Origin of the sequence: Streptomyces sp. NBC_00012 (assembly GCF_045040875.1) — a bacterium.
In the GTDB taxonomy this organism is placed as follows: Bacteria; Actinomycetota; Actinomycetes; order Streptomycetales; family Streptomycetaceae; genus Streptomyces.
This window is the reverse complement of record NZ_CP108309.1, coordinates 5,524,577-5,546,607: the sequence shown is the minus strand read 5'-3', so window position 1 is coordinate 5,546,607 and position 22,031 is coordinate 5,524,577. Positions and strand designations below refer to the sequence as shown.

Below are 22,031 nucleotides of genomic sequence, written 5' to 3'. Positions count from 1 at the left end.
GCCGTCAGGTCCGGCCGGGTGCTGCCGCGGGTGTTGTGTTGATCCGCGCGAAGCGTTCGCGCCACGGGATGTGGTCGGGCTCCGGCGAAGGGGGTGCGGCGTACATGGTGTTCGGTGCGACCAGGCGGCACGGGGTGCATTCCGTCTCGTCCAGCAGGGGGCGGAAGGTGTGCTTCTCGCCCGGGCCCTGGCATTCGATCAGGTCGCGGGGGCGTACGGGGTCGAAGGACTGGGGAATCGTCCGGGCCTCGGGGAGTTTCTGGATGAGGCGGTGGCGGAGGAAGCCGACTGCCGACCGCACGCCTTCCGCCGGGCGTTCGGCGAGCAGGGCGTGGCGCAGGTCGGATTCGCTCAGGCCGCGCTCCAGCCACTTGACCGCCTCGACGGCCAGCTTCGCGGCCTCGCGTACGCCCAGGTGCAGTTCGCGGCGGGAGTGGCGCAGGGAGAGCAGGACGCGTTCGGCGCGGGCCAGCTGGGTGGGGTCTGCCGTCGAGGTCGGGCGCTCCGGTTCGGAGGGTGGGTGGGGAGTGGTCTTATCACCGTGGTCTTCTACCGGTTCATAGCCACCGGCCGCCCGGGCAGTCGGTACGCCGACCGTCGGAAAGTGCGTACTCGGCGACGCGGCGACGAGCGGAGCAGTGAGCGGGGTGGCCGACGGGGTTCTCCGTAAGCGGGATGCCTGCGGCTCCGTCAGGGCGGTGTTCGCGACCAGTTGTTCAGTGATCCAGCGGCCGCCGTCGCCCTGGCTGCGCCACTCGTGCACGTAACCGGCCTCCACCAGTTGCTTCTTCGCCTTCTGGTACGCGCGGCCCTTGATGCCCAGCTTCCGGGCCAGTTCGCTCAAGGGCTTGAAGGTGGCGCTGTCGGGGAGGCCCTGGACGTACAGGATCAGGATCTTCGCGTCGCTGTTCAGACGCGGGTGGCGTACGACATCGTTCGATGCCTTCGTATAGCGCGCGGACGGCGCGATAGCATGACGCAGCATTTCCGGTGGGGTCCTAACCATTTCCACTGGTTGTGTAGGCCCTCGGGTTGGTGTTGTCGCACCGCCGGGGGCCGCTCTGTGTGCGCGTGAACACACGGAGCGTGATGACGTCGTCACCGTATCGCACACTCTTCATCTGCCGCCACGCGAACGGGACTTCGCGCCGTCCTCTCGCCACTCCTGAGTGATGGGGCGCCGGACGGCCGGACGTGCGCATGCCGCTGCCCCCGCACTCCGTCGTGGAGTGCGGGGGCAGCAGGGTGGCGGGTCAGCCGGGTCAGCCGGGTGCGTCAGTGCTGCTGCTGCGCCTTGCGGCGGCGGAGCGCCAGGTAGGCGCCGGCCGCGACGAGCGCGGCGGCGGCTGCGGACAGCAGGCCGACAGGTGCGCCCGTGCCGGTCTCGGCGAGGTCGCCTTCGCTGTGCGCGGACGGCGACGACGACGCGGCGGGCGAGGAAGCCGAAGCCTTCGGGGTGGAGACGGTGCCCGCGGGGGCGGAGGACGTGGGCTCCGTGGGCGGCTGTGCCGGGCCGGTCGGGGTGGAGGGGGTCGACTCGGAGGCGGAGGGCGTCGGCTTGCCACCACCGGGCGTCTCGCCACCCGGCTTCTCGCCGCCCGGCTTCTCGCCACCGGGCTTCTCGTCGCCGCAGTCGGTCCAGAAGACCTTGTGCTTGGCCCGGCCGTGTTCGCCGTCGAAGTTCCAGAACAGCTTGTAGTGACCGTCGGGCAGGGCCTGGTCCGGCGTGCGGCCGTGCCCCTCGGCATCGAGCGTCAGCGAACCGGTCTTCACGGTTTCACCCTTGACGTGGGCGGTCGGGGCCCAGGCCTCGATACGCCAGTCGACCTTCTGGGCGCCGTCGAACCCGAAGGCGTCCAGGTAGAACGTGCACACGTGCGGCTCGTTCTTACGGAGTTCTTCACCGGTCTTGGCATCGTGAATCTTCACGGTGCCGTTGTCCCCGGGGGCGGTGGCATGGGCGGCAGGGGCGAGCAGCATCGCCGCGGTGACGGCAGCTGCGAGCGTGCCTGCGGAAGCAAGTGAGCGCATGGGCAATCCAACAGTGAGAGAAGGGCTTCCGTGGGGGGCGCTTCAGCCTCCTGCGACCACATGAGTCCGTCAAGGAACATCGATACACCTATGCCACCTAACGCATCATTCGTCCCACTGGCCTCGCATAACGATTGAGGACGAGCCGCCGCCGATTGCGCGATTTGACTTGGGGCTACATATCGCGAAAGATAGATGCGTATCGTGGAGAGGCCCGTGGAGAGGCCCAAGGAGAGGTGAGCGATGGACCCCCTGGCCGTACACAAGGCGCTCGCCAATCCCGCGCGCCTGCAGTTCATGCAGTGGCTGAGGGAGCCGGAGAAGTACTTCGACGAGGACTCCTACCGGCAGCAGGAGCTCGGCTTCCACATCGGGGTGTGTGTCGGTGACATCCAGAAGCGGGCCGGACTGGCGCAGTCGGTGGTCTCCGGGTACCTCCAGACCCTGAGGGACGCGGGCCTGCTCGTCTCGGAGCGCATCGGCAAGTGGACGTACTACCGGCGCAACGAGCCGGTGATCGCCGAGTTCGCCGCGTACGTGCGCGACGAGTTGTAGGCCGCCCGCTCCGGCGCTTGCGGCGAAAGAGCGCGCCGGAATGCCCCGGGGCTTCCCGCTCCCGGGTCTCTCGTCGTGACCGGCCGGGCCGGCATTCCGGGCAGGCGGAGTCGGGTTGTGTTCGCGTCGACACCCGGGCCCAATCTCCCGCACCCGGTCCCCCGCGCCTTGTTCCCGGCCGTGGCATCCGTGCTGCGCCATGCGTCCATCGGTACATGACGCCGAGCGAGCCGGGCAATCCCTACCCCCGATGCAATGCATCTACTTTTCTAGATTTAATGAAAGGTTCTGAACGTTCCGATGAGCCCCATGAGAAAGACCTCCCTCACCGTCCTCGTACTCGCCCTCGGCGTGTTCGGGATCATCACCACCGAGATGGGCATGGTCGGTGTGCTCCCCCAGGTGTCGGACGAGCTCGGCGTCACACCGTCCACCGCCGGCTGGCTTGTCGGGGTGTTCGCCCTGGTCATCGCGGTGTCCGGGCCGTTCACCACGCTGCTCGCCTCCGGCATCGACCGCAAGAAGGTGCTCGCCGCCGCGATCGCGGTGTTCGCCGTCTCCAACGCCGTCTACGCGCTCACCACGCAGTACGAGGTGATGCTCGCCTTCCGTATCGTCCCCGCCCTGTTCCATCCCGTGTTCTTCGCGGTCGCGCTCGCCACCGCCGCACGGCTGGTACCGGCGAAGGACGCGACCCGGGCCACGACGACCGTGTTCGCCGGTGTCACCGTCGGCTTCGCGTTCGGTGTGCCGTTGACGTCGTACCTCGCCGAGCACCTGTCCCTGGCGTCGGCCTTCTGGTTCGGGGCGCTCGTCAACCTGATCGCTTTCCTGGGCATCCTGCGGTTCGTTCCGTCGATGCCGGTCGGTCGAGGCCAGCGCGTCTCCTACGGCGCACAGCTGAGCGTCCTCAAGCAGCCCCGGATGTGGCTGACCATCACGTCGGTCGTTCTCGTCTTCGCGGCGATGTTCTCGGTGTACGGCTACTTCGCCGAGTACCTGGGCCGGGTCACGCACATGGACGGTACGTGGGTCAGCGCCATGCTGATGGCGTTCGGCATCGTGATGATCCTCGGGAACTTCGCCTTCGGCAGCCTGCTGCGTCGCAGCCTCGTCGGCACCGTCGTCGCCTACCCGGTGCTGTGCCTGCTGGTCTACGTCCTCCTGTACGCCGCCGGGCCGATGTTCGCCCCGATGGTTGCGGCGGTCCTGGTCTGGGGTGCCGTGCATTCGGGCGGGCTCATCGTGAGCCAGAGCTGGCTCGGGCGGGACGCGAGCGACGCGCCCGAGTTCGGAAACAGCCTCTTCATCTCGTTCTCCAACCTCGGCATCACCGTCGGGACCGCGGTCGGCGGCCGAGTGCTGGCCGAGCACGGCGCGCGGCAGCTTCCCTGGGCAGGGGCCGGATTCGCGATCGCCGCGCTGCTCGTCATGGCCTTGCGGCTGAGGCTGGAACGCGGCGGGGAGCAGTCGGCCGCGAAGGCCGGACGGCCGGAGCCCGCGAGCGCCGGGGAAGGCCGGGCCTGAACGGATCGACCGGCGTAAGGCATCACGGGTTCGGCGGGGATGACGCCACAGGATTGCCGGACATGCCGCGAGCATGACAAGCTCCCGTTCCGTCCTCTCCCCCCACCCATGGAGGCAACGATGCGCCGAAGCATCCGGGCCGGTCTGGCCCTCCTCTTCGCAGGACTCGCGGTCATGGTCCCCGCGGCGTCGGCACACGCCGACGCCGTGGTGACGGTGAGCGTTCCCAGCGGACTTCCGCTCCAGATACGGTCCGCGCCCAGTCTGGGCGCCCAGGTGATCGGCAGCCTCGCCAACGGCAGCAGCGTGACCATCAGTTGCTACGGCCGCGGCGACACCGTGGACGGCATCGGCGGCGCCACCAACGTCTGGAACAAGCTCCCGAACGGCGGCTGGGTCAGCGACGGCTTCCTGGAGACCGGGTCGAACGCACCGGTGGTGCACGCCTGCTCCGACGGCGCCCCGTTCAAACTGCCGTTCCGGGCCGGCAGCGCGTACACCGTGACCCAGACCCCGGGCGAGGGCTACTCGCACAACGACAACTACAACCGGCACGCGGTCGACTTCGCCACACCCACCGGGACCCCGATCGTCGCGTCGGCGGGCGGCACCATCTACTTCGAGGGCTGGAACGGCGCGGGCGGCATCATGGCGCTGGTCAACCACGGCAACAACCGGTGCACCCAGTACGCCCACCTGAGTTCGACGATCATCAACGTCGGCGACTCGGTGGCCCAGGGGCAGCAGATCGGCACCTCGGGTGCCACCGGCAACGTGACCGGGCCGCATCTGCACTGGAACGTCGTCAACTGTGACAGCCAGCTCAGCCGCGAGATCCCCAACACCGTCGAGGCCGGCACCAGTTACCCCACCGGCTCCGCGCCGGTGAGCCGGAACGGCTGACGTCGCCGCCTCCCGGAGGCCCTCGGTGGCCCTCGCGCCCCCGTATCCCGCACGCCGTATTCCGTACCTCGCATCCCGTGTCTCGTCCCCCGACTCCCACTGACGGTCGGGGGACGAGGCCGTTCCGGCCCTTGCGGTGGGTGCCGCCAAACGAGTGCCTCCCTCGCCATCTCCTGGGCGCATCGCCAGGGCTTTCGGGAGACTGACGGCCAGTGCGGTGGTGCCCCTTGAACAGTTCGCACCAAGAGGCGATTTCCGGCCACAACACAACACCCCTTACCCTGCGATACATCGGTCACCAACGGTCGGCCGGGACAGAAGGGCGACACCATGACCTCCGAGACCAGCACACTGGTCACCATCGATGCCACAACTACCCTGCTGGAGGCGGAACTTCCGCGCCTGGAGCAGCAGCAGCAGAGTCTGGAGAAGGAACTCGCGACCGTCACCGAACGCCTGGAGTCGGTGCGTACCGCGCTGACCGCACTGCGCGCTCTGTCGGCCACCCCCGCCACCGCCCCCGCGCCCGCCGTGAGTGCCGACGCGTCCCAGGACGCCGAGACCGCAGCGGCCACCGACGCCGGAACCGCGAGCATTCCCGCCGCCCGCATTCCGCAGCAGGCGCAGGACTCCGTGGACTCTGTGGAGCCCGTGGAATCCGTGGACTCCGCCGTGCAGCCGGAAGCGCCGCAGGAAGAGGAGGTGGCCGCCCCCGCGCGCCGCACCGCCCGCAAGGCGCCCGCCGCGCCCAAGGGCCGCAAGCAGGCCGCCGCCAAGCCGCGCGCTCAGCGCGGCCAGGCCAAGAAGGCCGCCGCCAAGCCCGCCGAGGACACCGAGTCCGTCGCCCCCGCCGCCCCCGCCAAGGCGGCCAAGGCGACGAGGACGGCCAAGTCGACCAGGGCGGCCAAGGACACCGAGACCACCGCACCGGCCAAGGGCGCCAAGGCGACCAAGGACGCCAAGCCCGCGAAGGCCCGCGCGCCGAAGAAGGCCGCGACCGACGCACCGTCCGTCGACGACAGCGGCAGCCTCACCGAGCTGACCATGAAGGTGCTCGCCGAGTCCGGCGACACCCCCGTCCGCGCCCGTGACGTGACGAAGGCCCTGGGGCGCGAGCTCACCCCCAACGGCATCAACACCGTTCGCAGCACCCTGGACCGGCTCGTTGCCACCTCCCGGGCCCACCGCGCCGGCCGGGGCCTCTACCAGGCCCCCGCGAACTGACCCTGTTCCAGCGGCAGTTCGCTGGGATGCCCGGTACCGCCATCGCGGCGGAACCGGGCATCCCCGCGTTGTGATACACGTGGCGGCGGGGACGGCGAGGGCGATTATCCGTTCGATGCGGCAGGACATCGGTCCATAGGCTGCCCGCATGTCTTCATCACTGCGACTCGAAAAGGTCACGTCGGACAACGTCGAGGCCGCCTGCCGACTGAAAGTACGGCCCGATCAGGACGGACTCGTGGAGCCGGTCGCCTGGTCGCTGGCTCAGGCCTATGCCTCCCCCGACACCGCCTGGCCCCGGTTGATCTTCGACGGCGAGCAGCTCGTCGGTTTCGTCATGGCCTTCTTCGACGTCCGGTTCTACCCGGACGATCCGAACGACAACAGGCTGCGCTCCGGACTCTGGCGGCTGAACATCGCCGCGGATCAACAGGGCATGGGGTACGGCCGTTTCGCCGTGGAAGCGGTGTGCGAGGAGATCCGGCGGCGGGGGCAGACACGTGCGACCGTGACCTGGGTTCCCGGTGAGCATGGACCCGAGAAGTTCTACTACAAGCTCGGGTTCCGGCTGACCGGGGAGAAGAGCGAGGACGAGGTCGTCGGTGAGCTGGAGCTCGGCGACGTGTAACGCGCAGCGCCCACCTCGCACTGCGCCGCGACGCGTACTGCTGTGGCGTGAGGTGGACAGCGCCGCGACGCGCTATGGGGAGCGCCGCGACGCGTGGTGCTGTGGCCGGAAACGATCAGGGGGTGGTGGGCCGAGGGGGGTGGTGGGCCGAGCCCCGTCACCCGATGTGAGGCCGCCATGCCTGGTACGCGGTCGCCCCGCCCGGCCGCAGTGTGTCGACCCCGAAGGTCAGCCAGGGGTCGGCAACACCTGCGGCGGCCGGCCCCGGCGGTCAACACGGCGGGACCGGCTCATGACCCGCATGGCCGTCGGCAGAACCGATTCGGCAGCTCACGTCCGGGTGACGGAACCCCTTGGTCGACCGTAATCGCAGGTCGGCAACACAGACTTGGGCCGTTTCCGACCCCCGTACAAGGAGTTCCCCCATGCGTCTTCGCTCCACCGTTGCTGCCGCATTCGGCGCGCTCGCGCTCATCGTCGCCGTGCCGACCTCGGCCGGCGCTGCCACCGGAGACTTCTCGTACACGTACTCCGGTCTCGACGGCTCGCCGCAGGTCGGCTTCCTCCTCGACCCGCCGAGCCGGATGTGCATCACGCTGCCCGAGGTCGCCGACCCCAACTCGTCGTACCCCGCCCACACTCCGTGGAACTTCACCGACTCCAGCGCGACGGTCTTCACCGGTCCCGACTGCGAGGGCGACTACTTCACCCTCCGGCCCAACGGCGGCCACGCCAGCAGCCGGCTGAAGCTCCGCTCGGTCGTCTTCAGCTGATCCCACCGCATCGCTAGGGCCTCTCGTTTGGATCATGCCGGGGTCGCGGGGTCTGGCACGCACACTCCTCCGCCTTGCGATCGCACGCACCAGACCCCGCTCCCTGATCCGGCCTGATCCAAACGAAAGACCCTAGCCGCACCACACGACACCACCCCGGCACGAGCCGCCCCGCGCCCGTGCCGGGGTGGTGTCGTGTACGGGGTCGCTCACGGGGCACGTGCGGACATCCGGAAGCGGGAATGGGGTCGGGCTCAAGTTGGTTGAGCGGGTATGCCGACTCCACCTGTCATCCTCCTGCTGTCCGGAAGCCTGCGCAGGGGTTCGTCCAACGAGACCATGCTTCGGACCGCGCAGGCCGTGGCGCCCGTGGGGGTACGGACCGTTCTCCACGACGGCCTCGCGACGCTCCCGCACTTCAACCCCGACGACGATGTGGATCCGCTGCCGGGTCCGGTGGCGGAGCTGCGTGCGGCGATCGATGGGGCGGACGCCGTTCTGGTCTGTACGCCGGAGTACGCGGGAAGTCTGCCGGGCGCTTTCAAGAACCTGCTGGACTGGACGGTCGGCGGCACCGAGATCTGCGACAAGCCGACCGCCTGGATCAACGCCGCGGCACCGGGGCGCGGCCAGGGCGCGGAGGCCACGCTGCGTACGGTGCTGGGCTACACCGGTGCGGACATCGTGGAGCCGGCCTGCGTACGGATCCCCGTGGACCGCAACGCGGTCGGTCCGGACGGGATCATCACCGACCCGGGCGCACGCGAACAGCTGGGGCAGGTGCTCGGGCTGCTGACGGCGCGGGCCGCGGAGGTCGGGCGGGAGTAGGCGGTCACGGCGCCGGCCCGTTCGGGGCGAGGCGACCGCCACTCGCTCCCCCGCCGGTGCCGCGCACCCGCGCAGTGCGCGACGGCGGGGCAGCTGCTGACAGAATGGGTGAAATGGCAACATATTCCGCGCCTCCGCCCGATCCCCGGCCCTCCGAGCCCTGGCCGGACGGCGTAGCCCTCCACGCCGACCTCCTCGCGGCGAAGGCGCTCGTCTACGATCCGAGCGGGCTCGTGTGCACGCGGCCGGTGCCCGAGGCGGAGAGCGCCGAGTACGCGGCGCACGAGTTCACCGTGGACGGCTCCGCCGTCAGGTTCCGGGTGGCCCGGACCACCCCGACCAAGGCCGGCCAGTTCGTGACGGTGTGGAAGCGGTCCGCCGGTGGTGGGCCGATCCGGCCCTACGACTCCGGGGACCCCGTCGACCTCTTCGTCATCAGCACCCGCGACGCCGACGGCTTCGGACAGTTCGTGTTTCCCCGGGCCGTGCTCCGCGAGCGGGACATCGTGTCCACGGACGGGGCCGGCGGGAAGCGCGCGTTCCGCGTCTATCCGCCGTGGGTGACGACGACCAGCCGTCAGGCCGGCCGTACGCAGGAGTGGCAGGTGGAGTACTTCCTGCCGGTCCCGGACGGCGGGGCCGCCGACCCGGGGCGGTGCCGGGCGCTCTACCGGCCGTGACCGTGTGGCGGCCGGTCAGCGGTAGTCCTCCGGGTGGCCCTGCATCCAGGTGTTGATCCGGTCGCGGGTGCCGATCAGTTCGGAGCGGTGCTTCTCCAGGTTGTCCGTGGAGGTGTCGCCGTTCAGCGTCCTGCGCAGGGCGGCGATCCGGGAGATCGGCTCCTTGAAGTGGCCGGGGCCCTGGGCGTCCGCCTTCATGGCCTTGTCCAGGCGGGCCAGTTCGTCGTGGACCCGGCCCAGGAAGTAGGCGCAGTTCGACGATCCCGGGGTGCAGTCGTCGTACAGCGTGGCCTGGAGCCCCGCGAAGGCGTCACGTACGGCCTCCGGCCTGTTGCGCGCCGCCTCGGCCGCCTCGGACGCCTCCGCCACCGCGTCGGCCTCGTCCTCGGCGTCCTGCGCCGCGGCGGCTTCGTCGGCGGCCTTGGACGCGGCTGCGGCGTTCGCGGACGGCGCCACGTAGGGAACGTCACCGCCCGGGCCCTGCGAGGTCTCCGAGCCGGAGCAGCCCACCAGGAACGCTCCGAGAACCACGGCCGCGACCATGGCCGTTGCTGCGCCGCGCGCATCGGTACGGATAGACATGAGGCCCCCCTCGTCCGGTTGGCCCAGACCTTACATCTCCGCCCGGCTGCCCGGCCCGGCCCAGGCCCCGGCGGCCCGCATGCGGTGCATCGTGCCGATCAGGACTGCCGATCAGGACTGCTGGTCAGGGGCGGTCGATCAGGGACTGCAGTGCGGGGGCGTACAGGTCCGCGATGTGTTCGGCGGTGGCATCGGCGCCGGCACCCTCGCGGTGGAGGCTGAGGGTGGCGCCGAGGCCGAGGAGGTGGCCGGCGATCAGTTCGGCGCGCAGGGCGCGTTCGCGGCCGGGGAGGCGGGTGGTCAGGGCGTCGGTGACCTGTTGGTGGAAGCGGTCGCGCAGCAAGGAGCGTTCGTCGCGGTTGCCGAGCGAGAAGACGACGCGCAGCAGTGGGTCGGACTGCAGTTCGCGGCGCCGGTTCACCAGTGTCACGACCATGTGGCGGCCCAGGACCGCGAGCGGCGCGTCGAAGAGTTCGGCGGCGGCGGGGCCGAAGTCGGCGACGGTGTTGAAGAGTTCTTCCTTGCGGCCGAAGTGCTTGACCACCAGGGACGGGCTCACTCCGGCATCGGCCGCGATGCCCCTGATGGTGACCTCGGCGTACGGACGCTGAGTGAACGCCCGGCGGGCGGCGCGCAGGATCGCGTCCCGGCCGCTGCCCGGGTCGGCGGCGGACCGGGCCGGAGCCGGAACCGGATGCGGAGCCGGAGAAGAAGCCGGATGCGGAGCCGGAGCCGGTGCGGTGGCCTGGCCGCTGGTCATGCGCCCTCCTGGATCGGCGTCGTCCGCGCACCGTCCTTCCGGTCGGCGCGAACGTCGCGGTGCTCTTCGACCGTACCCGTCGCGGGGGTCCGGGCGCCGGGCAGGCACAGGGTGACCAGCAGCGCTGCCAGCGCCGCGCCCGCCGCGACCAGGAAGACCAGCTGGTACGCGTGGAGCGTCGGGGCCGCTCGGCCACCCACCCGGAACGTGATGTTGGCGAGGACCGCCGCCACCGTCGCACTGCAGAACGCCTGCCCGATCGACCGCATCAGTGTGTTGAGGCCGTTGGCCGCGCCGGTCTCGCTCACCGGGACGCCGCGCATGACCAGCGCGGGAAGTGCCGAGTACGCGATGGCCGTGCCCGAGGCGACGACCGTCGCACCGGCGATGATCAGCCAGAGGTTGTGGCTGGTGAAGTAGCGCACCACGTAACCGGTGGCGATCACCCCGGCCGCCAGCGCCAGGCTGACCTTCGGGCCGTACTTCGCGGAGATCCGCGCCGAGACCGGCGAGAGCGCCACCATCATCACGCCGCCCGGCAGCAGGCAGAGGCCGCTGACGACGAGCGAGGCACCCAGCCCGTACCCCGTCTCCTTGGGCTCCTGCACCATCTGCGCGGTGACCAGGGAGTTCGCGTAGAAGGCGAAGCCGATCAGCATGGCGGCGATGTTGGTGAGCAGGACCGCCGGGCGCGCCGAGACCCGCAGGTCGACCATGGGCGATGCCACTCGGAGCTCGTACGCGCCCCAGATCAGCGCCACGACGACGGCCGCCACCAGCAGGCCGACCGTCCGGGTCGAGGTCCAGCCCCAGTCGGCGCCCTGGGTGACCGCGAGCAGCAGACAGACCAGGGCCCCGGACAGCCCCAGCGCGCCGAGTGCGTCGAAGCGGCCGCGGGTGCGCACCGGCGATTCCGGTACGCACCACAGCACCAGCGCGATGTCGATGACGCCGATCGCACCCGAGACCCAGAACATCGTGTGCCAGTCGAAGTTCTCGACGACGAGGGCGGCGACGGGCAGCCCGATCGCCGCGCCGATGCCGAGCGTCGAGCTCATCAGCGCCACGGCGGACAGCACCCGCTCGGGCGGGAGTTCGTCGCGCAGGATGCTGATGCCCAGCGGCAGGACGGCGAGCGCCGCACCCTGCAGGGCGCGGCCGGCGATCAGTACCCCGATGTGGGAGCTGACCGCGCACAGGACCGAACCCACCACCAGCACCAGAAGCGAGGCGACGAGCACCCGCCGCTTGCCGTACATGTCACCGGCCCGGCCCAGGACGGGCGTGAAGACCGCGCCGGTGAGCAGGGTGACGGTGACCAGCCAGCTCGCGGCGGCCGGGGTCGCGCCGGTGAGGGCCGGGATGTGCGGGAGCAGCGGGACGACGATCGTCTGCATCACCGCGACCACGACACCGCAGAACGCCAGCACGCCGACGGCGAAGCGGGGGTGCGGCGCCTCATCGGTGGCGGTGGTCGGGGCGGGTATGTCCGCGGGCATGGCTCTCCGTACGGTGCTCGGCGGCAGGGCGTGGTGCGGGGTGCGGCGGCGAAATCGACGCCGATGTGCAGGGACGAAGCGACGCAGGGGTGCACAAGCGTTCACCACCCAAGGTAAACGCTTGTACACCCCCTCGGCGACCGGAATCCCCCGAGCCGCGTTAGCCTCGAAGCCCCGGGCTCAGGGCCCGGACAACACGGATGAGAAGGCGAAGGTGGCTGCGATGGCGAAGGTTCCGGCAGCGGCGGTGGCGGCGAGCGGGCTGGTCGGCGGGTACGCCGTCGCGCGATGGACCAGGAAGCGGCCGCTGGGCGGGGTCGCCCTCGCCGCCGCGGGCACCGTCGCCGCGTACGAGTGGAACCGGCAGGCCGGGCCGCGCGCGGCCGTCGGGCTGACCACGGCGTACGTCGCCGCGTTCGCCGGTTCGCACCCGCTGGCCAAGAAGGTCGGCGCCTGGCCCGCCGTCTTCGCCGTGGCCGGCACCATGGCCGCCGCGTCGTGGGCGGTCACCCGCCGGGCGGCCTGAGCCGCACGTACGGCAGCACGGGAGGGGGCGGGGGCTCCGAAAAGCCCCCGCCCCCTCCCGTGCCGCGCCGCGCTACGCCCCCAGCGCCCACGACACGGTGTAGATCAGCAGCCCCGCCAGCGCACCCACCACCGTGCCGTTGATCCGGATGAACTGGAGGTCGCGGCCGATGTGCGCCTCGATCTTCTTCGACGTCTGGTCCGCGTCCCAGCTCGCGACCGTGTCACTGATCAGCGAGGTGATCTCCGTGCGGTAGGTCGTGACGACATAGACCGCCGCGTCCTCCAGCCAGCCGTCCAGCTTCGCCTGCAGCCGGTCGTCCGTCGCCAGCCGCGCCCCCAGCGCCATCAGTGAGGCCCGCGCCCGCAACCGCAGCTCGCTCTGCTCGTCCTCCGCCGCCGCGATGATCATCGTGCGCACGGACGACCAGGCCGAGGCGATGACGTCCTGGACCTCACCGCGTCCCAGGATCTCCGACTTCAGCCGCTCCACCCGGGCCCGGGTGTCCGAGTCCGTCTGGAGGTCCGCCGCGAAGTCCGTCAGGAACGTGTCGATCGAGGCGCGCGCCGGATGGCCCGGCATGTCCCGCATCTCCGTGACGAACCGCAGCAGTTCCTTGTAGACCCGCTCCCCGACCCGCTTGTCGACGAACCTCGGTGTCCAGCCCGGGGCCCCGCCCTGCACCGCGTCCATCACCGAATCGCCGTGCAGCACCAGCCAGTCGTGGGCGCGTACGCAGATCAGGTCCACCACCCTGCGATGACCGCCGTCGGCAACGATCTTGTCCAGCATCTTGCCGAGCCCGGGACCGATCTCCGCCGCGTCGGCCCGCCGGGTGATCGCCTCACCCACCACGGCCTGCACATCCGAATCCCGCAACACCTTCAGCGCCCCGCGCAACGCGGTCGACAACTCGGCGGTGACCCGGTCCGCGTGCTCCGGCTCGGCCAGCCACGCACCGACACGGCGGCCGACACCGAGCGCGTGGATACGGCCCCGCACGACATCACCGGAGAGAAAATTCTCGCCGACGAAGGAACCCAGCGATGCCCCCAGCTGGTCCTTCTTGGTGGGGATAATGGCGGTGTGCGGGATCGGCAGGCCGAGCGGACGCTTGAACAGCGCCGTGACGGCGAACCAGTCGGCCAGCGCACCGACCATCCCCGCCTCGGCGGCCGCGGCGACGAAGCCCGGCCAGCCGCCCACACCCGCGCTCTTCGCCCAGGTGGCGAGCACGTACACCAGCGCGACCAGCAGAAGGAGGCCCGTGGCCGTGGTCTTCATCCGGCGCACACCGCGCCGTTTCTCCTCGTCGGCCGCCGTGTACGCGAACGAGGCGAGGGGGGCGGGCCGCGTGCCCGGCGCCCGTGCCCCGTCACGCTCCTGCTGCCGCGCAGCCTCTCCCCCGGCTCCGGCTCCGGTCCTATCGATCCGTTCCATCCGCTCCACCCGTCCGCGTACGCCTCGCCCCCGGTGTCCCGTACGCATTGTCCCTACCTGACCTACTCCCGGGCCGCACGTCGAGTTCCCGAGGCCCTGACCCATCATGGGATCAGTCCGATTGATCATGAGGAGACACACCGCCCATGCCCAGGCGCCACGGGTACGCCCTGCACATCGCCCTCGTGGCGGGCACCGCCGCGCTCGCCGCCGCCGTGGCGTTCGCCGGTTCCCTGCTGTTCTCCGGCTCCGGCACCCGGCCGGAGCAGCTGGCCGTACCCGACCCGCGGTCCGTGGCCCGTACGCCCGCCGCCCCCGCGAACTCCACCGGCCTCTGGGCCGCGACCTGGACCGCGGCCCCCGTCACCGGGATCGCCGACTCCTACAACAGCAGCGCCCTCAACCGCCGCACCATCCGCAACGTCGTGCACACCAGCATCGGCGGCGACGCGGCCCGCATCACCCTCTCCAACGCCTTCGGCACCGGCCCGCTGGTCATGGACCGCGTCACCGTGAACACCCGCCGGGTGACCTTCGGCGGCGCCCGCACCGTGACCGTGGCGGCCGGCGGGCAGATCGTCAGCGACCCCGTCACCGTCCCGGTCCCCGCCGACTCCGACCTCGTGGTCACCCTGCGCACCCCCACCGCCCGGGGGCCCGTCACCGTCCACGAGCGCGGCCACCAGACGTCGTACGTGGACACCGCGTGGGGCACCCGGCGGACCGACGGCTGGCGCTACCTCACCGCGGTCGATGTGCACACCCGGACCGCCGCCGGGACGATCGCCGTGATCGGCGACTCGCTCACCGCGGGCACCGGCTCCTCCCTCGACACGAACAACCGCTGGCCCGACGTGCTCGCCGACCGGCTGGACGGCCGGTACGGGGTGGCCAACGCGGGCATCGCGGGCAACCGCATCCTGCGCGACGGACGGGACGGACACGGCGTACGGGCGAGCGCCCGCTTCGACCGCGACGTGCTGGACGTCGCCGGAGTGAAGGGCGTCGTCATCGCGCTCGGCATCAACGACGTGCAGCAGTCCCCGCAGGAGACCGACCCGCAGCGCATCGCGGACGGCCTGCGCGCCATGACCCTGCGCGCCCACGCCCGCGGGCTCCAGGTCGTCGGGGCGACGCTGATGCCGTACGAGGGGTACGCCACCTGGACGCCCAGGAGCAACGACGTACGGGAACGGGTCAACGCGCTGATCCGGGCGGGCGGGATCTTCGACTCCGTCATCGACTTCGACGCGGCGGCCCGTGACCCCTACCGCCCGACGCGGCTCCGGCCGGCCTACGACAGCGGCGACCACCTCCACCTGAACGACGCGGGCTACCGGCAGCTGGGCTCGATGGTGGACCTGACGACGCTGGCGCACGAGCAGCCCGCGTCCGACCAGCTCTGACGGGCGCCAAGACCAACAGTGCGCCCCGGGGCGCGGCCCCTCTCAGTCCGGCTCAGTCCGACGGACCCTTCTCCAGCCGCCCCCGCCCGCTCCCGCGCTCCCCGTCCAGCTCCCGCTGCCGGTCCCGCAACCGCTCCAGCTCCGCGTCCCTCAGCCGCTGCTTCTCCGCCTTGCTCCGCTTACGCTCCACACCGACGCCGCCCAACAGCGCGAGCCCGGTGATCCGCACCCGCGGGGAGTCCGGCGACGGAACCCCGTCGTCCCTCGAACGCTCCCCGAAACCGCCCATGATGCCGACGCCCCGGACCTCCACGTTCAGCTCCGGCGGAACCGTCACCTGCATACCGCCCATGACCGCGAAACAGCGGATGACCACCTCACGATCCTCGAAGTTCGCCTCGCGCAGATCGATCTCACCACCGCCCCACATCGCGAACGCGGTGAACTTCCGGCCCACCGTCCAGTTCCCCCGCCGGCCGAAACCACCCCAGATCGCGAACGCGCCGCTCGACGTGGCGGGCTTCCCGATCCGGTCCGCCCACCGCTTCTGCGAACCCGTCCGCGCCGGCGCCGCCCCCACCGGAGCCACCGCCGCACCCGGCACCGGAAGATCCCGCACCAGCGGCTCCAACTCCCCATGCGTACGGGCCTTGTAAGCCGCTTCGAGCCGCTGCTCGAACTCCGCCATCTCCAGCCGGCCCTCGGCAACCGCCTCGCGCAGGGTCTCGGCGACACGCTCACGCTCGGTATCGGAAGCACGCATTTCCGGAAGCTCACTTGTCATACCGCCCAGCCTATTGAACGTCCGCGCGCTCGTCCCAGCCCTACATGCCGGTGGCCGACTCATACATCTTCGCGATCACCGCCTCGATGTCCGGCTCCCGCACCGAGAGATCGACCAACGGATAGTCCGCAGCGATCCGGGCGACCAGCGGAGCGGCCGACTCCGAGGCCGGGAAGGCCAGCCACTGCCGCGGCCCCTCCACCTTCACCGTACGGACCGATGGCGCCGACTCCAGCCGGATCGGCGGCAGTTGACGCTCAAGATCGACCACCAGCGTCCGCTCGCTCTCGCCCACCTCGTGCAGACCTGCGAGAGCCCCGTCGTACATCAGACGGCCGTGGTCGATCACCATCACGCGCTTGCAGAGCTGCTCGATGTCCGTCAGATCATGGGTCGTGAGCAGCACCGTCGTGCCGCGTTCGGCGTTCAGATCCCGCAGGAAGCCACGGACCTTGGACTTGGAGACCACGTCCAGACCGATCGTCGGCTCGTCCAGATACAACACCTCCGGATCGTGCAGCAGCGCCGCCGCGATGTCACCGCGCATCCGCTGCCCCAACGACAGCTGCCGCACCGGAACGTCCAACAGCTCACCCAGATCGAGGAGTTCGACGCAGCGGTCCAGGTTCTCCCGGTACCGCGCGTCGGGGATCCGGTACATCCGGTGCATCAGCCGGTACGAGTCGCGCAGCGGCAGATCCCACCACAGCGTGGTGCGCTGGCCGAACACCACACCGATCCGGTGCGCCAGCCTCGTACGCTCCCGCGAAGGGTCGATGCCCGCCACCCGCAGCCGGCCACCGCTCGGGGTGAGGATGCCGGTCAGCATCTTGATCGTGGTCGACTTCCCGGCACCGTTCGGACCGATGTAACCGACCATCTCGCCGCGCGCGACGCGGAAACTGATCGAATCGACCGCCCGCACCTGCCGGCGTTCACTGCGCATGAATCCGGTCTTGCGACGCACGTCGAAGACCTTCTCCACCTGGTCGAGCTCGATGAAGCCGGAGGGGTTTTCCGCGTCCATGTGCGATGCCCTGTCCCGTTCGTAGTCGTGGTTCAACTTCCTGTACTGCGGTACGCGCGCAGCCCCGATCGCCAGCCCAGACCGGCCGGCAGCCAGCACAGACCCGCCACCACCGGGGGCAGGAACGCCACCCAGACCGGCAGATCCAGCGGGTAGTCCCGGCCCAGCACATACAGCGAGGGCAGCCAGTTCACGAAGGCCAGCGGCACCACGAACGTCACCCCGCGCACCAGGTCCTTCGCGAAGACCGACGGCGGGTACTGGAGCAGTGTGTTCCCGCCGTACGTGAAGGCGTTCTGCACCTGCGAGGCGTCCTGCGCGACGAACTGGAACGCCGCCCCCGCCACGAACAGCGCCCCGAAGACCGCCGCCCCGCTCAGCAGCATCATCGGCATCATGGCCACCTTCAGCGGCGTCCACTCGATGTCCAGCGCCACCAGCGCGTACCCCAGCACCAGCAACCCCTGGATCACCCGCCCCAGCCTGCGCAGCGCGAACTGGTCCGCCGCCACCTGGGCGAGCACCGGGACGGGCCGCACCAGCAACGTGTCCAGCGTGCCGTCGCGCACCCGCGCGCCCAGCCGGTCCATCGAGCCCAGCAACAGATCGGCGAGACCGAACGCGGTGCCCGCCACCCCGTACAGCAGGGCGATCTCGGGCAGCGTGTAGCCGCCCAGCCGGTCCACGTGCGAGAACATCAACAGGATCGAGACGAAGTCGAAGGCGGTCGCCGCGAAGTTCCCGAACGCCATCATGGCGAACGAGGCGCGGTACGCCATCGTCGAGCGCAGCCACATCATCGCGATCAGCCCGTACGCCCTGACCCCCTCGACGAACCGGGACCGCTCGGCGAACACCGCATCGGGCCAGTCCGCGGGACGGCCGCCAGGCCCGTCCGCAGGACTGCCGCCAGGCCCGTCCGCCGCCCCGGCCACCTCCACCGCACCGGTCGTGTCAGCCACCCTGGACCACCACCCTCCGCGTCGCCACCGACTGCACCATCCGCCCCACCAGCAGCAGCGCCAACGCCCAGCCGGCCTGGAAGGCGTACGCCCCCACCAGCTCCCAGCCCGGGTACTTGCCCAGGAACACATCGGCCGGCACCTGAAGCAGCGACGACCACGGCAGCGCCCGCGCGACGTCCCCCAGCACCCCGGGGAACAGCGTCAGCGGAAGCAGCATCCCGGAGAAGAACATCCCGGCCAGCCAGGACATCTGCGCCATCCCCGCCCCGTCCAGCAGCCAGAACGCGGAGAGCGCCACCAGATAGCGGATCGCGAAACTGACCACGACGCCGAGCCCCACCGAGACCAGGAAGGCCACCCAGACCCCCGGCGAGGAAGGCAGCGCCAGATCGAAGGCGAGCGCTCCCGCCAGCATCGGCACGATGCCCCGCCCCAGCAGATGGAACGCGGCCCGGCCCAGATCGCCCGCCAGCCACCACAGTTGGAGATCGACGGGCCGGTAGAGATCGACCGCGACGTCGCCGGTCCTGATCCGCTCGATCAGCTCGTTCTCGAAACCGCCGCCCATCATGGAACAGGTCATCAGCAGCGCCTGCCCCAGCCAGACATAGCTGAGCGCCTGGGACATGTCGTAACCACCGAGCTGCGGCCGCTCGTCCCACAACGCCACATAGGTGTACGCGAGGATGAACCCGAACACGGTATTGGTGAAGACTCCGGCCGCCGTGGCGGTCCGGTAGGTGGCGAAGCGCCGGAACTGTCCCGCCGCCACCACCGCGTAAAGCCGCACCGCACACACCCCCCATCGCCGGGTGCCCAACGGCTTTGGACACCAAAGCGCAAGACCCTAGTCCAGCGGGGACGACCGCCGCGACCGCTTTTCGGGGGCCGATCCGGGGTCGATTCAGGGTAGATCCGGCGCTTATTCCACAGAAAAGGGCACTATGGGGGAACTGACCGCGGCCGAGGAGTCTGCACGGACATGAGCGACGACCCACAGCAGCCGAGCGGGGAGAGCGAACCCCGCGGCTGGGCTCCCAGGGACCCGGCCGCCCACGGCACCGCCGGAGCATCCGGCGGACCGGGCGGCGGAGCATCCGGCGGACCAGGCGGCGGACCGGGCGGCGATCCCGAGAGGCCCGGACAGCCCGAGCGACCCAAACGCCCCAAACGCACCGGATGGCGCCGCGCCGTCCCCACCTGGCGGATGGTCCTCGGCACCGTCCTCGTCGTCGCCCTGCTCCTGATCGGCGGCTTCATCGCCGGATACAACCTCGTCGACATCCCGCCCGCCAACGCCACCGCCACCGCCCAGTCCAACGTCTACCTCTACAAGGACGGCAGCGTCATCGCCCGCTCCGGCGAGATCAACCGGGAGAACATCAAACTCGCCCAGGTCCCACTCACCGTCCAGCGCGCCGTCCTCGCCGCGGAGGACCGCGACTTCTACTCCGAACGGGCCGTCGACCTCAAAGCCATGGCCCGCGCCGCCTTCAACACCCTCACCGGCAAAGGCAAACAAGGCGGCTCGACCATCACCCAGCAATACGTCAAGAACTACTACCTGGGCCAGGAACAGACCCTCGTCCGCAAAGCCAAGGAATTCTTCATCGCGGTCAAACTCAACCGCGAGGAATCCAAGAACCAGATCTTCGAGGGCTACCTCAACACCAGCTACTTCGGCCGCAACGCCTACGGCATCCAGGCCGCCGCCCAGGCCTACTACTCCAAGGACATCGGCGAGATCACCACCGCCGAAGGCGCCTACCTCGCCTCCCTGCTCAACGCCCCCAGCGCCTACGACATCGTCGTCCACCCCCAGAACAAGGCCGCCGCCCTCGGACGCTGGAACTACGTACTCGACGGCATGGTCAAGGAGAAGTGGCTCGGCCCGGCCGAACGCGCCACCATGAAATTCCCCGTCCCCGGCAAGGTCAAGCCCTCCACCGGACTCTCCGGACAACGCGGCTACATCGTCCAGGCCGTCGAGGACTACCTCACCGGCAACAAAGTCATCGACGAGGACACCCTCGCCACCGGCGGCTACCGCATCACCACCACCCTGGAAAAGAAAAAACAGAACGCCCTCGTCAAAGCCGTCGACGACAACGTCATCTCCCACACCAGCCCCGACCGCGAAGCCGACCGCAACGTCCGCGTCGGCGGCGCCTCCATCGACCCCCGCACCGGCCGCGTCATCGCCATGTACGGCGGCATCGACTACACCAAGCAGTACGTGAACAACGCGACCCGCCGCGACTACCAGGTCGGCTCCACCTTCAAACCCTTCGTCTTCACCTCCGCCGTCGCCAACCGCTCCACCACCCAGAACGGCCGCCGCATCACCCCCAACACCATCTACGACGGCACCAACAAACGCATGGTCCAAGGCCCCGACGGACCCACCGGCTACGCCCCCGCCAACGAGGACGACATCAGCTACGGACCCATCACCGTCTCCACCGCCACCGACAAGTCCGTCAACGCCGTCTACGCCCAGATGGCCGAGGACGTCGGCCCCGGCAAGGTCAAGCAGACCGCCATCGACCTCGGCCTCCCCGAGAACACCCCCGACCTCACCGCCTACCCGTCCAACGCCCTCGGCGTCGCCACCGCCAGCGTCCTCGACATGACCGAGGCATACGCCACCCTCGCCAACCACGGCCGGCACGGCGCATACGTCCTCGTCGACCGGGTCAGCAAGGACGGCGAAGACCTCGAACTCCCCGACACCGGCCACACCGAACAGGCGGTCAGCCGCGAAGCCGCCGACACCACGACCTCGATCCTCCAGAGCGTCGTCGAGAGCGGCACCGGCACCGCCGCCCAGGCCGCCGGACGCCCCGCCGCCGGCAAGACCGGCACCGCCGAGGAGGACAAGGCCGCCTGGTTCGCCGGCTACACCCCCGACCTCACCACCGTCATCGCCGTCATGGGCCAGGACCCCGACACCGGCGTACAGAAACCCCTGTATGGGGCACTCGGACTCGCCCGCATCAACGGCGGCGGCGCACCCGCCCAGACCTGGGCCCAGTACACCGAAGCCGCCCTGCGTGGCACCACGGCCACCGACTTCGACCTCGAACTCGAAAGCGGCGCCGAGGAACCCGCCCCGCCCACCGACGAGGAAACCAACCCCCAGGACACCGGAACACCCTCCGAGAACACCTCCAGCACCGCGCCCGAAACCCCCGGATCCACCCCGCCCAGCAGCCCGACGATCCCCGGAACCAGCGAACCCGCCACCGGCGGCACCGGCACCGGCACCCCGACCAACGGCACCACGGACAACGGCGGCCAGCAGAACGGCGGCGGCGACAACGGCGGCCCACGCGGCGAGAACAACGGCGGCACAGGAGCCGGGAGCGGGAGCGGGAACGACAGCGGCCGAGGAGGCAGCGAACTCCTCCCCGGCACCCGGGGCACACCCACCCCCCGTCAGTGACCAGAAGTCGCCTTCAGCCCCACAACAGCGACCAGCAACAGACAGACGAAGAAGATCCGGGCAGCGGTCACCGGCTCGTTCAGCACCAACATGCCCAGCACCGCCGCACCGGCCGCACCGATCCCGACCCACACGCCGTACGCCGTACCGATCGGCAGCGTCCTGGCCGCATGGGACAGCAACACCATGCTCGCCACGATCCCGAGGCCCGTGAACACACTCGGCCACAGCCGCGTGAACCCCTCGGTGTACTTCATCCCGATCGACCAGGCCACTTCCAGCAGACCGGCGACAACAAGCAGAACCCACGCCATGACGACACCTCCGACGAGACAGAACACGCGAACAACACGGGTGCGTCGTCTTTTCGAAGCCCGGTACGGCGCGTCTCGTCGGGGTCACACCACGATAGCAAAGAACATGCAAAGGGCCTGGTGACACCGGTCAC

At 70.2% G+C, this 22,031-nt stretch carries 22 protein-coding genes and 1 riboswitch; of the genes, 11 read left to right on the top strand and 11 right to left on the bottom strand.

The genetic code is table 11. The features are described 5' to 3' along the window. Window positions 1-4 precede the first annotated feature (4 nt). Both OHA19_RS25540 and OHA19_RS25535 read right to left on the bottom strand, forming a co-directional pair. Complete coding sequence (locus OHA19_RS25540; protein ID WP_405751736.1) at window positions 5-985, bottom strand: hypothetical protein; 981 nt, start codon at window positions 983-985, stop codon at window positions 5-7. Between the two features lie 290 nt (window positions 986-1,275). Next, window positions 1,276-2,031: an LPXTG cell wall anchor domain-containing protein gene (locus OHA19_RS25535; RefSeq protein ID WP_405713021.1), complete on the bottom strand. Its 756-nt coding sequence runs from the start codon at window positions 2,029-2,031 to the stop codon at window positions 1,276-1,278. Window positions 2,032-2,274: 243 nt separating this feature from the next. Here OHA19_RS25535 and OHA19_RS25530 point away from each other — a divergent pair, with 243 nt between their 5' ends. From OHA19_RS25530 to OHA19_RS25495, 8 genes are all read left to right on the top strand, one after another. Beyond that, the gene (locus OHA19_RS25530) at window positions 2,275-2,586 is read left to right on the top strand and encodes an ArsR/SmtB family transcription factor (protein ID WP_405713023.1); all 312 of its coding nucleotides are present in this window, start codon (window positions 2,275-2,277) and stop codon (window positions 2,584-2,586) included. A 309-nt stretch (window positions 2,587-2,895) separates the two neighbouring features. After that, complete coding sequence (locus OHA19_RS25525; protein WP_405713025.1) at window positions 2,896-4,113, top strand: MFS transporter; 1,218 nt, start codon at window positions 2,896-2,898, stop codon at window positions 4,111-4,113. A gap of 120 nt (window positions 4,114-4,233) precedes the next feature. Beyond that, complete coding sequence (locus OHA19_RS25520; RefSeq protein ID WP_405751734.1) at window positions 4,234-5,016, top strand: peptidoglycan DD-metalloendopeptidase family protein; 783 nt, start codon at window positions 4,234-4,236, stop codon at window positions 5,014-5,016. 330 nt (window positions 5,017-5,346) lie between these two features. Continuing rightward, window positions 5,347-6,240, top strand: coding sequence for a hypothetical protein (locus tag OHA19_RS25515; RefSeq protein WP_405751732.1), 894 nt, complete (start codon window positions 5,347-5,349; stop codon window positions 6,238-6,240). A 148-nt stretch (window positions 6,241-6,388) separates the two neighbouring features. After that, complete coding sequence (locus OHA19_RS25510) at window positions 6,389-6,868, top strand: GNAT family N-acetyltransferase (RefSeq protein WP_405713031.1); 480 nt, start codon at window positions 6,389-6,391, stop codon at window positions 6,866-6,868. 425 nt (window positions 6,869-7,293) lie between these two features. Next, on the top strand, window positions 7,294-7,641 hold the full coding sequence (locus OHA19_RS25505; protein ID WP_405713033.1) for a hypothetical protein: 348 nt from the start codon (window positions 7,294-7,296) through the stop codon (window positions 7,639-7,641). Between the two features lie 273 nt (window positions 7,642-7,914). Further along, complete coding sequence (locus tag OHA19_RS25500) at window positions 7,915-8,469, top strand: NADPH-dependent FMN reductase (RefSeq protein ID WP_405713035.1); 555 nt, start codon at window positions 7,915-7,917, stop codon at window positions 8,467-8,469. A gap of 113 nt (window positions 8,470-8,582) precedes the next feature. Next, on the top strand, window positions 8,583-9,149 hold the full coding sequence (locus OHA19_RS25495) for a MepB family protein (RefSeq protein ID WP_405751729.1): 567 nt from the start codon (window positions 8,583-8,585) through the stop codon (window positions 9,147-9,149). A 15-nt stretch (window positions 9,150-9,164) separates the two neighbouring features. Here OHA19_RS25495 and OHA19_RS25490 read toward each other — a convergent pair whose 3' ends face one another. The 3 genes from OHA19_RS25490 to OHA19_RS25480 form a co-directional block, all read right to left on the bottom strand. After that, window positions 9,165-9,731 (bottom strand): hypothetical protein, encoded by a 567-nt coding sequence (locus OHA19_RS25490; RefSeq protein WP_405713039.1) that lies wholly within the window; start codon window positions 9,729-9,731, stop codon window positions 9,165-9,167. 124 nt (window positions 9,732-9,855) lie between these two features. Then, window positions 9,856-10,491 carry a TetR family transcriptional regulator gene (locus OHA19_RS25485; RefSeq protein ID WP_405751727.1) on the bottom strand — a complete coding sequence of 212 codons (636 nt, stop codon included), beginning with the start codon at window positions 10,489-10,491 and terminating at the stop codon, window positions 9,856-9,858. Then, window positions 10,488-11,990: an MFS transporter gene (locus tag OHA19_RS25480; RefSeq protein ID WP_405751725.1), complete on the bottom strand. Its 1,503-nt coding sequence runs from the start codon at window positions 11,988-11,990 to the stop codon at window positions 10,488-10,490. The genes OHA19_RS25485 and OHA19_RS25480 overlap by 4 nt, the downstream gene beginning before the upstream one ends. Before the next feature lie 223 nt (window positions 11,991-12,213). Here OHA19_RS25480 and OHA19_RS25475 point away from each other — a divergent pair, with 223 nt between their 5' ends. Continuing rightward, window positions 12,214-12,516 carry a hypothetical protein gene (locus OHA19_RS25475; protein ID WP_405713044.1) on the top strand — a complete coding sequence of 101 codons (303 nt, stop codon included), beginning with the start codon at window positions 12,214-12,216 and terminating at the stop codon, window positions 12,514-12,516. Window positions 12,517-12,588: 72 nt separating this feature from the next. Here OHA19_RS25475 and OHA19_RS25470 read toward each other — a convergent pair whose 3' ends face one another. Further along, window positions 12,589-13,956, bottom strand: a complete 1,368-nt coding sequence (locus tag OHA19_RS25470) for a DUF445 domain-containing protein (protein ID WP_405713046.1) — start codon at window positions 13,954-13,956, stop codon at window positions 12,589-12,591. A gap of 146 nt (window positions 13,957-14,102) precedes the next feature. Between OHA19_RS25470 and OHA19_RS25465 the strand changes: the two genes are divergently transcribed. Beyond that, on the top strand, window positions 14,103-15,362 hold the full coding sequence (locus OHA19_RS25465) for an SGNH/GDSL hydrolase family protein (protein WP_405713047.1): 1,260 nt from the start codon (window positions 14,103-14,105) through the stop codon (window positions 15,360-15,362). 52 nt (window positions 15,363-15,414) lie between these two features. On the opposite strand, the gene OHA19_RS25460 is transcribed toward OHA19_RS25465, so the two are convergent. The 4 genes from OHA19_RS25460 to OHA19_RS25445 form a co-directional block, all read right to left on the bottom strand. Continuing rightward, the gene (locus OHA19_RS25460; protein ID WP_405713049.1) at window positions 15,415-16,125 is read right to left on the bottom strand and encodes a DUF1707 domain-containing protein; all 711 of its coding nucleotides are present in this window, start codon (window positions 16,123-16,125) and stop codon (window positions 15,415-15,417) included. A 61-nt stretch (window positions 16,126-16,186) separates the two neighbouring features. Then, a complete protein-coding gene (locus OHA19_RS25455; protein WP_405713051.1) occupies window positions 16,187-17,173 on the bottom strand; it encodes an ATP-binding cassette domain-containing protein in 987 nt (328 codons plus the stop codon). Window positions 17,174-17,205: 32 nt separating this feature from the next. Beyond that, complete coding sequence (locus OHA19_RS25450) at window positions 17,206-18,030, bottom strand: ABC transporter permease (RefSeq protein WP_405721507.1); 825 nt, start codon at window positions 18,028-18,030, stop codon at window positions 17,206-17,208. A 97-nt stretch (window positions 18,031-18,127) separates the two neighbouring features. Continuing rightward, entirely contained in the window at window positions 18,128-18,928 is an 801-nt protein-coding gene (locus OHA19_RS25445; protein WP_405713053.1) for an ABC transporter permease, read from the bottom strand. A gap of 192 nt (window positions 18,929-19,120) precedes the next feature. Between OHA19_RS25445 and OHA19_RS25440 the strand changes: the two genes are divergently transcribed. Continuing rightward, window positions 19,121-21,583 (top strand): transglycosylase domain-containing protein, encoded by a 2,463-nt coding sequence (locus OHA19_RS25440; protein WP_405751722.1) that lies wholly within the window; start codon window positions 19,121-19,123, stop codon window positions 21,581-21,583. On the opposite strand, the gene OHA19_RS25435 is transcribed toward OHA19_RS25440, so the two are convergent. Next, window positions 21,577-21,897: a DMT family transporter gene (locus OHA19_RS25435; RefSeq protein WP_405713057.1), complete on the bottom strand. Its 321-nt coding sequence runs from the start codon at window positions 21,895-21,897 to the stop codon at window positions 21,577-21,579. The genes OHA19_RS25440 and OHA19_RS25435 overlap by 7 nt on opposite strands. A 39-nt stretch (window positions 21,898-21,936) precedes the next feature. Continuing rightward, window positions 21,937-22,002: riboswitch (guanidine-III (ykkC-III) riboswitch) on the bottom strand. Window positions 22,003-22,031 lie beyond the last annotated feature (29 nt).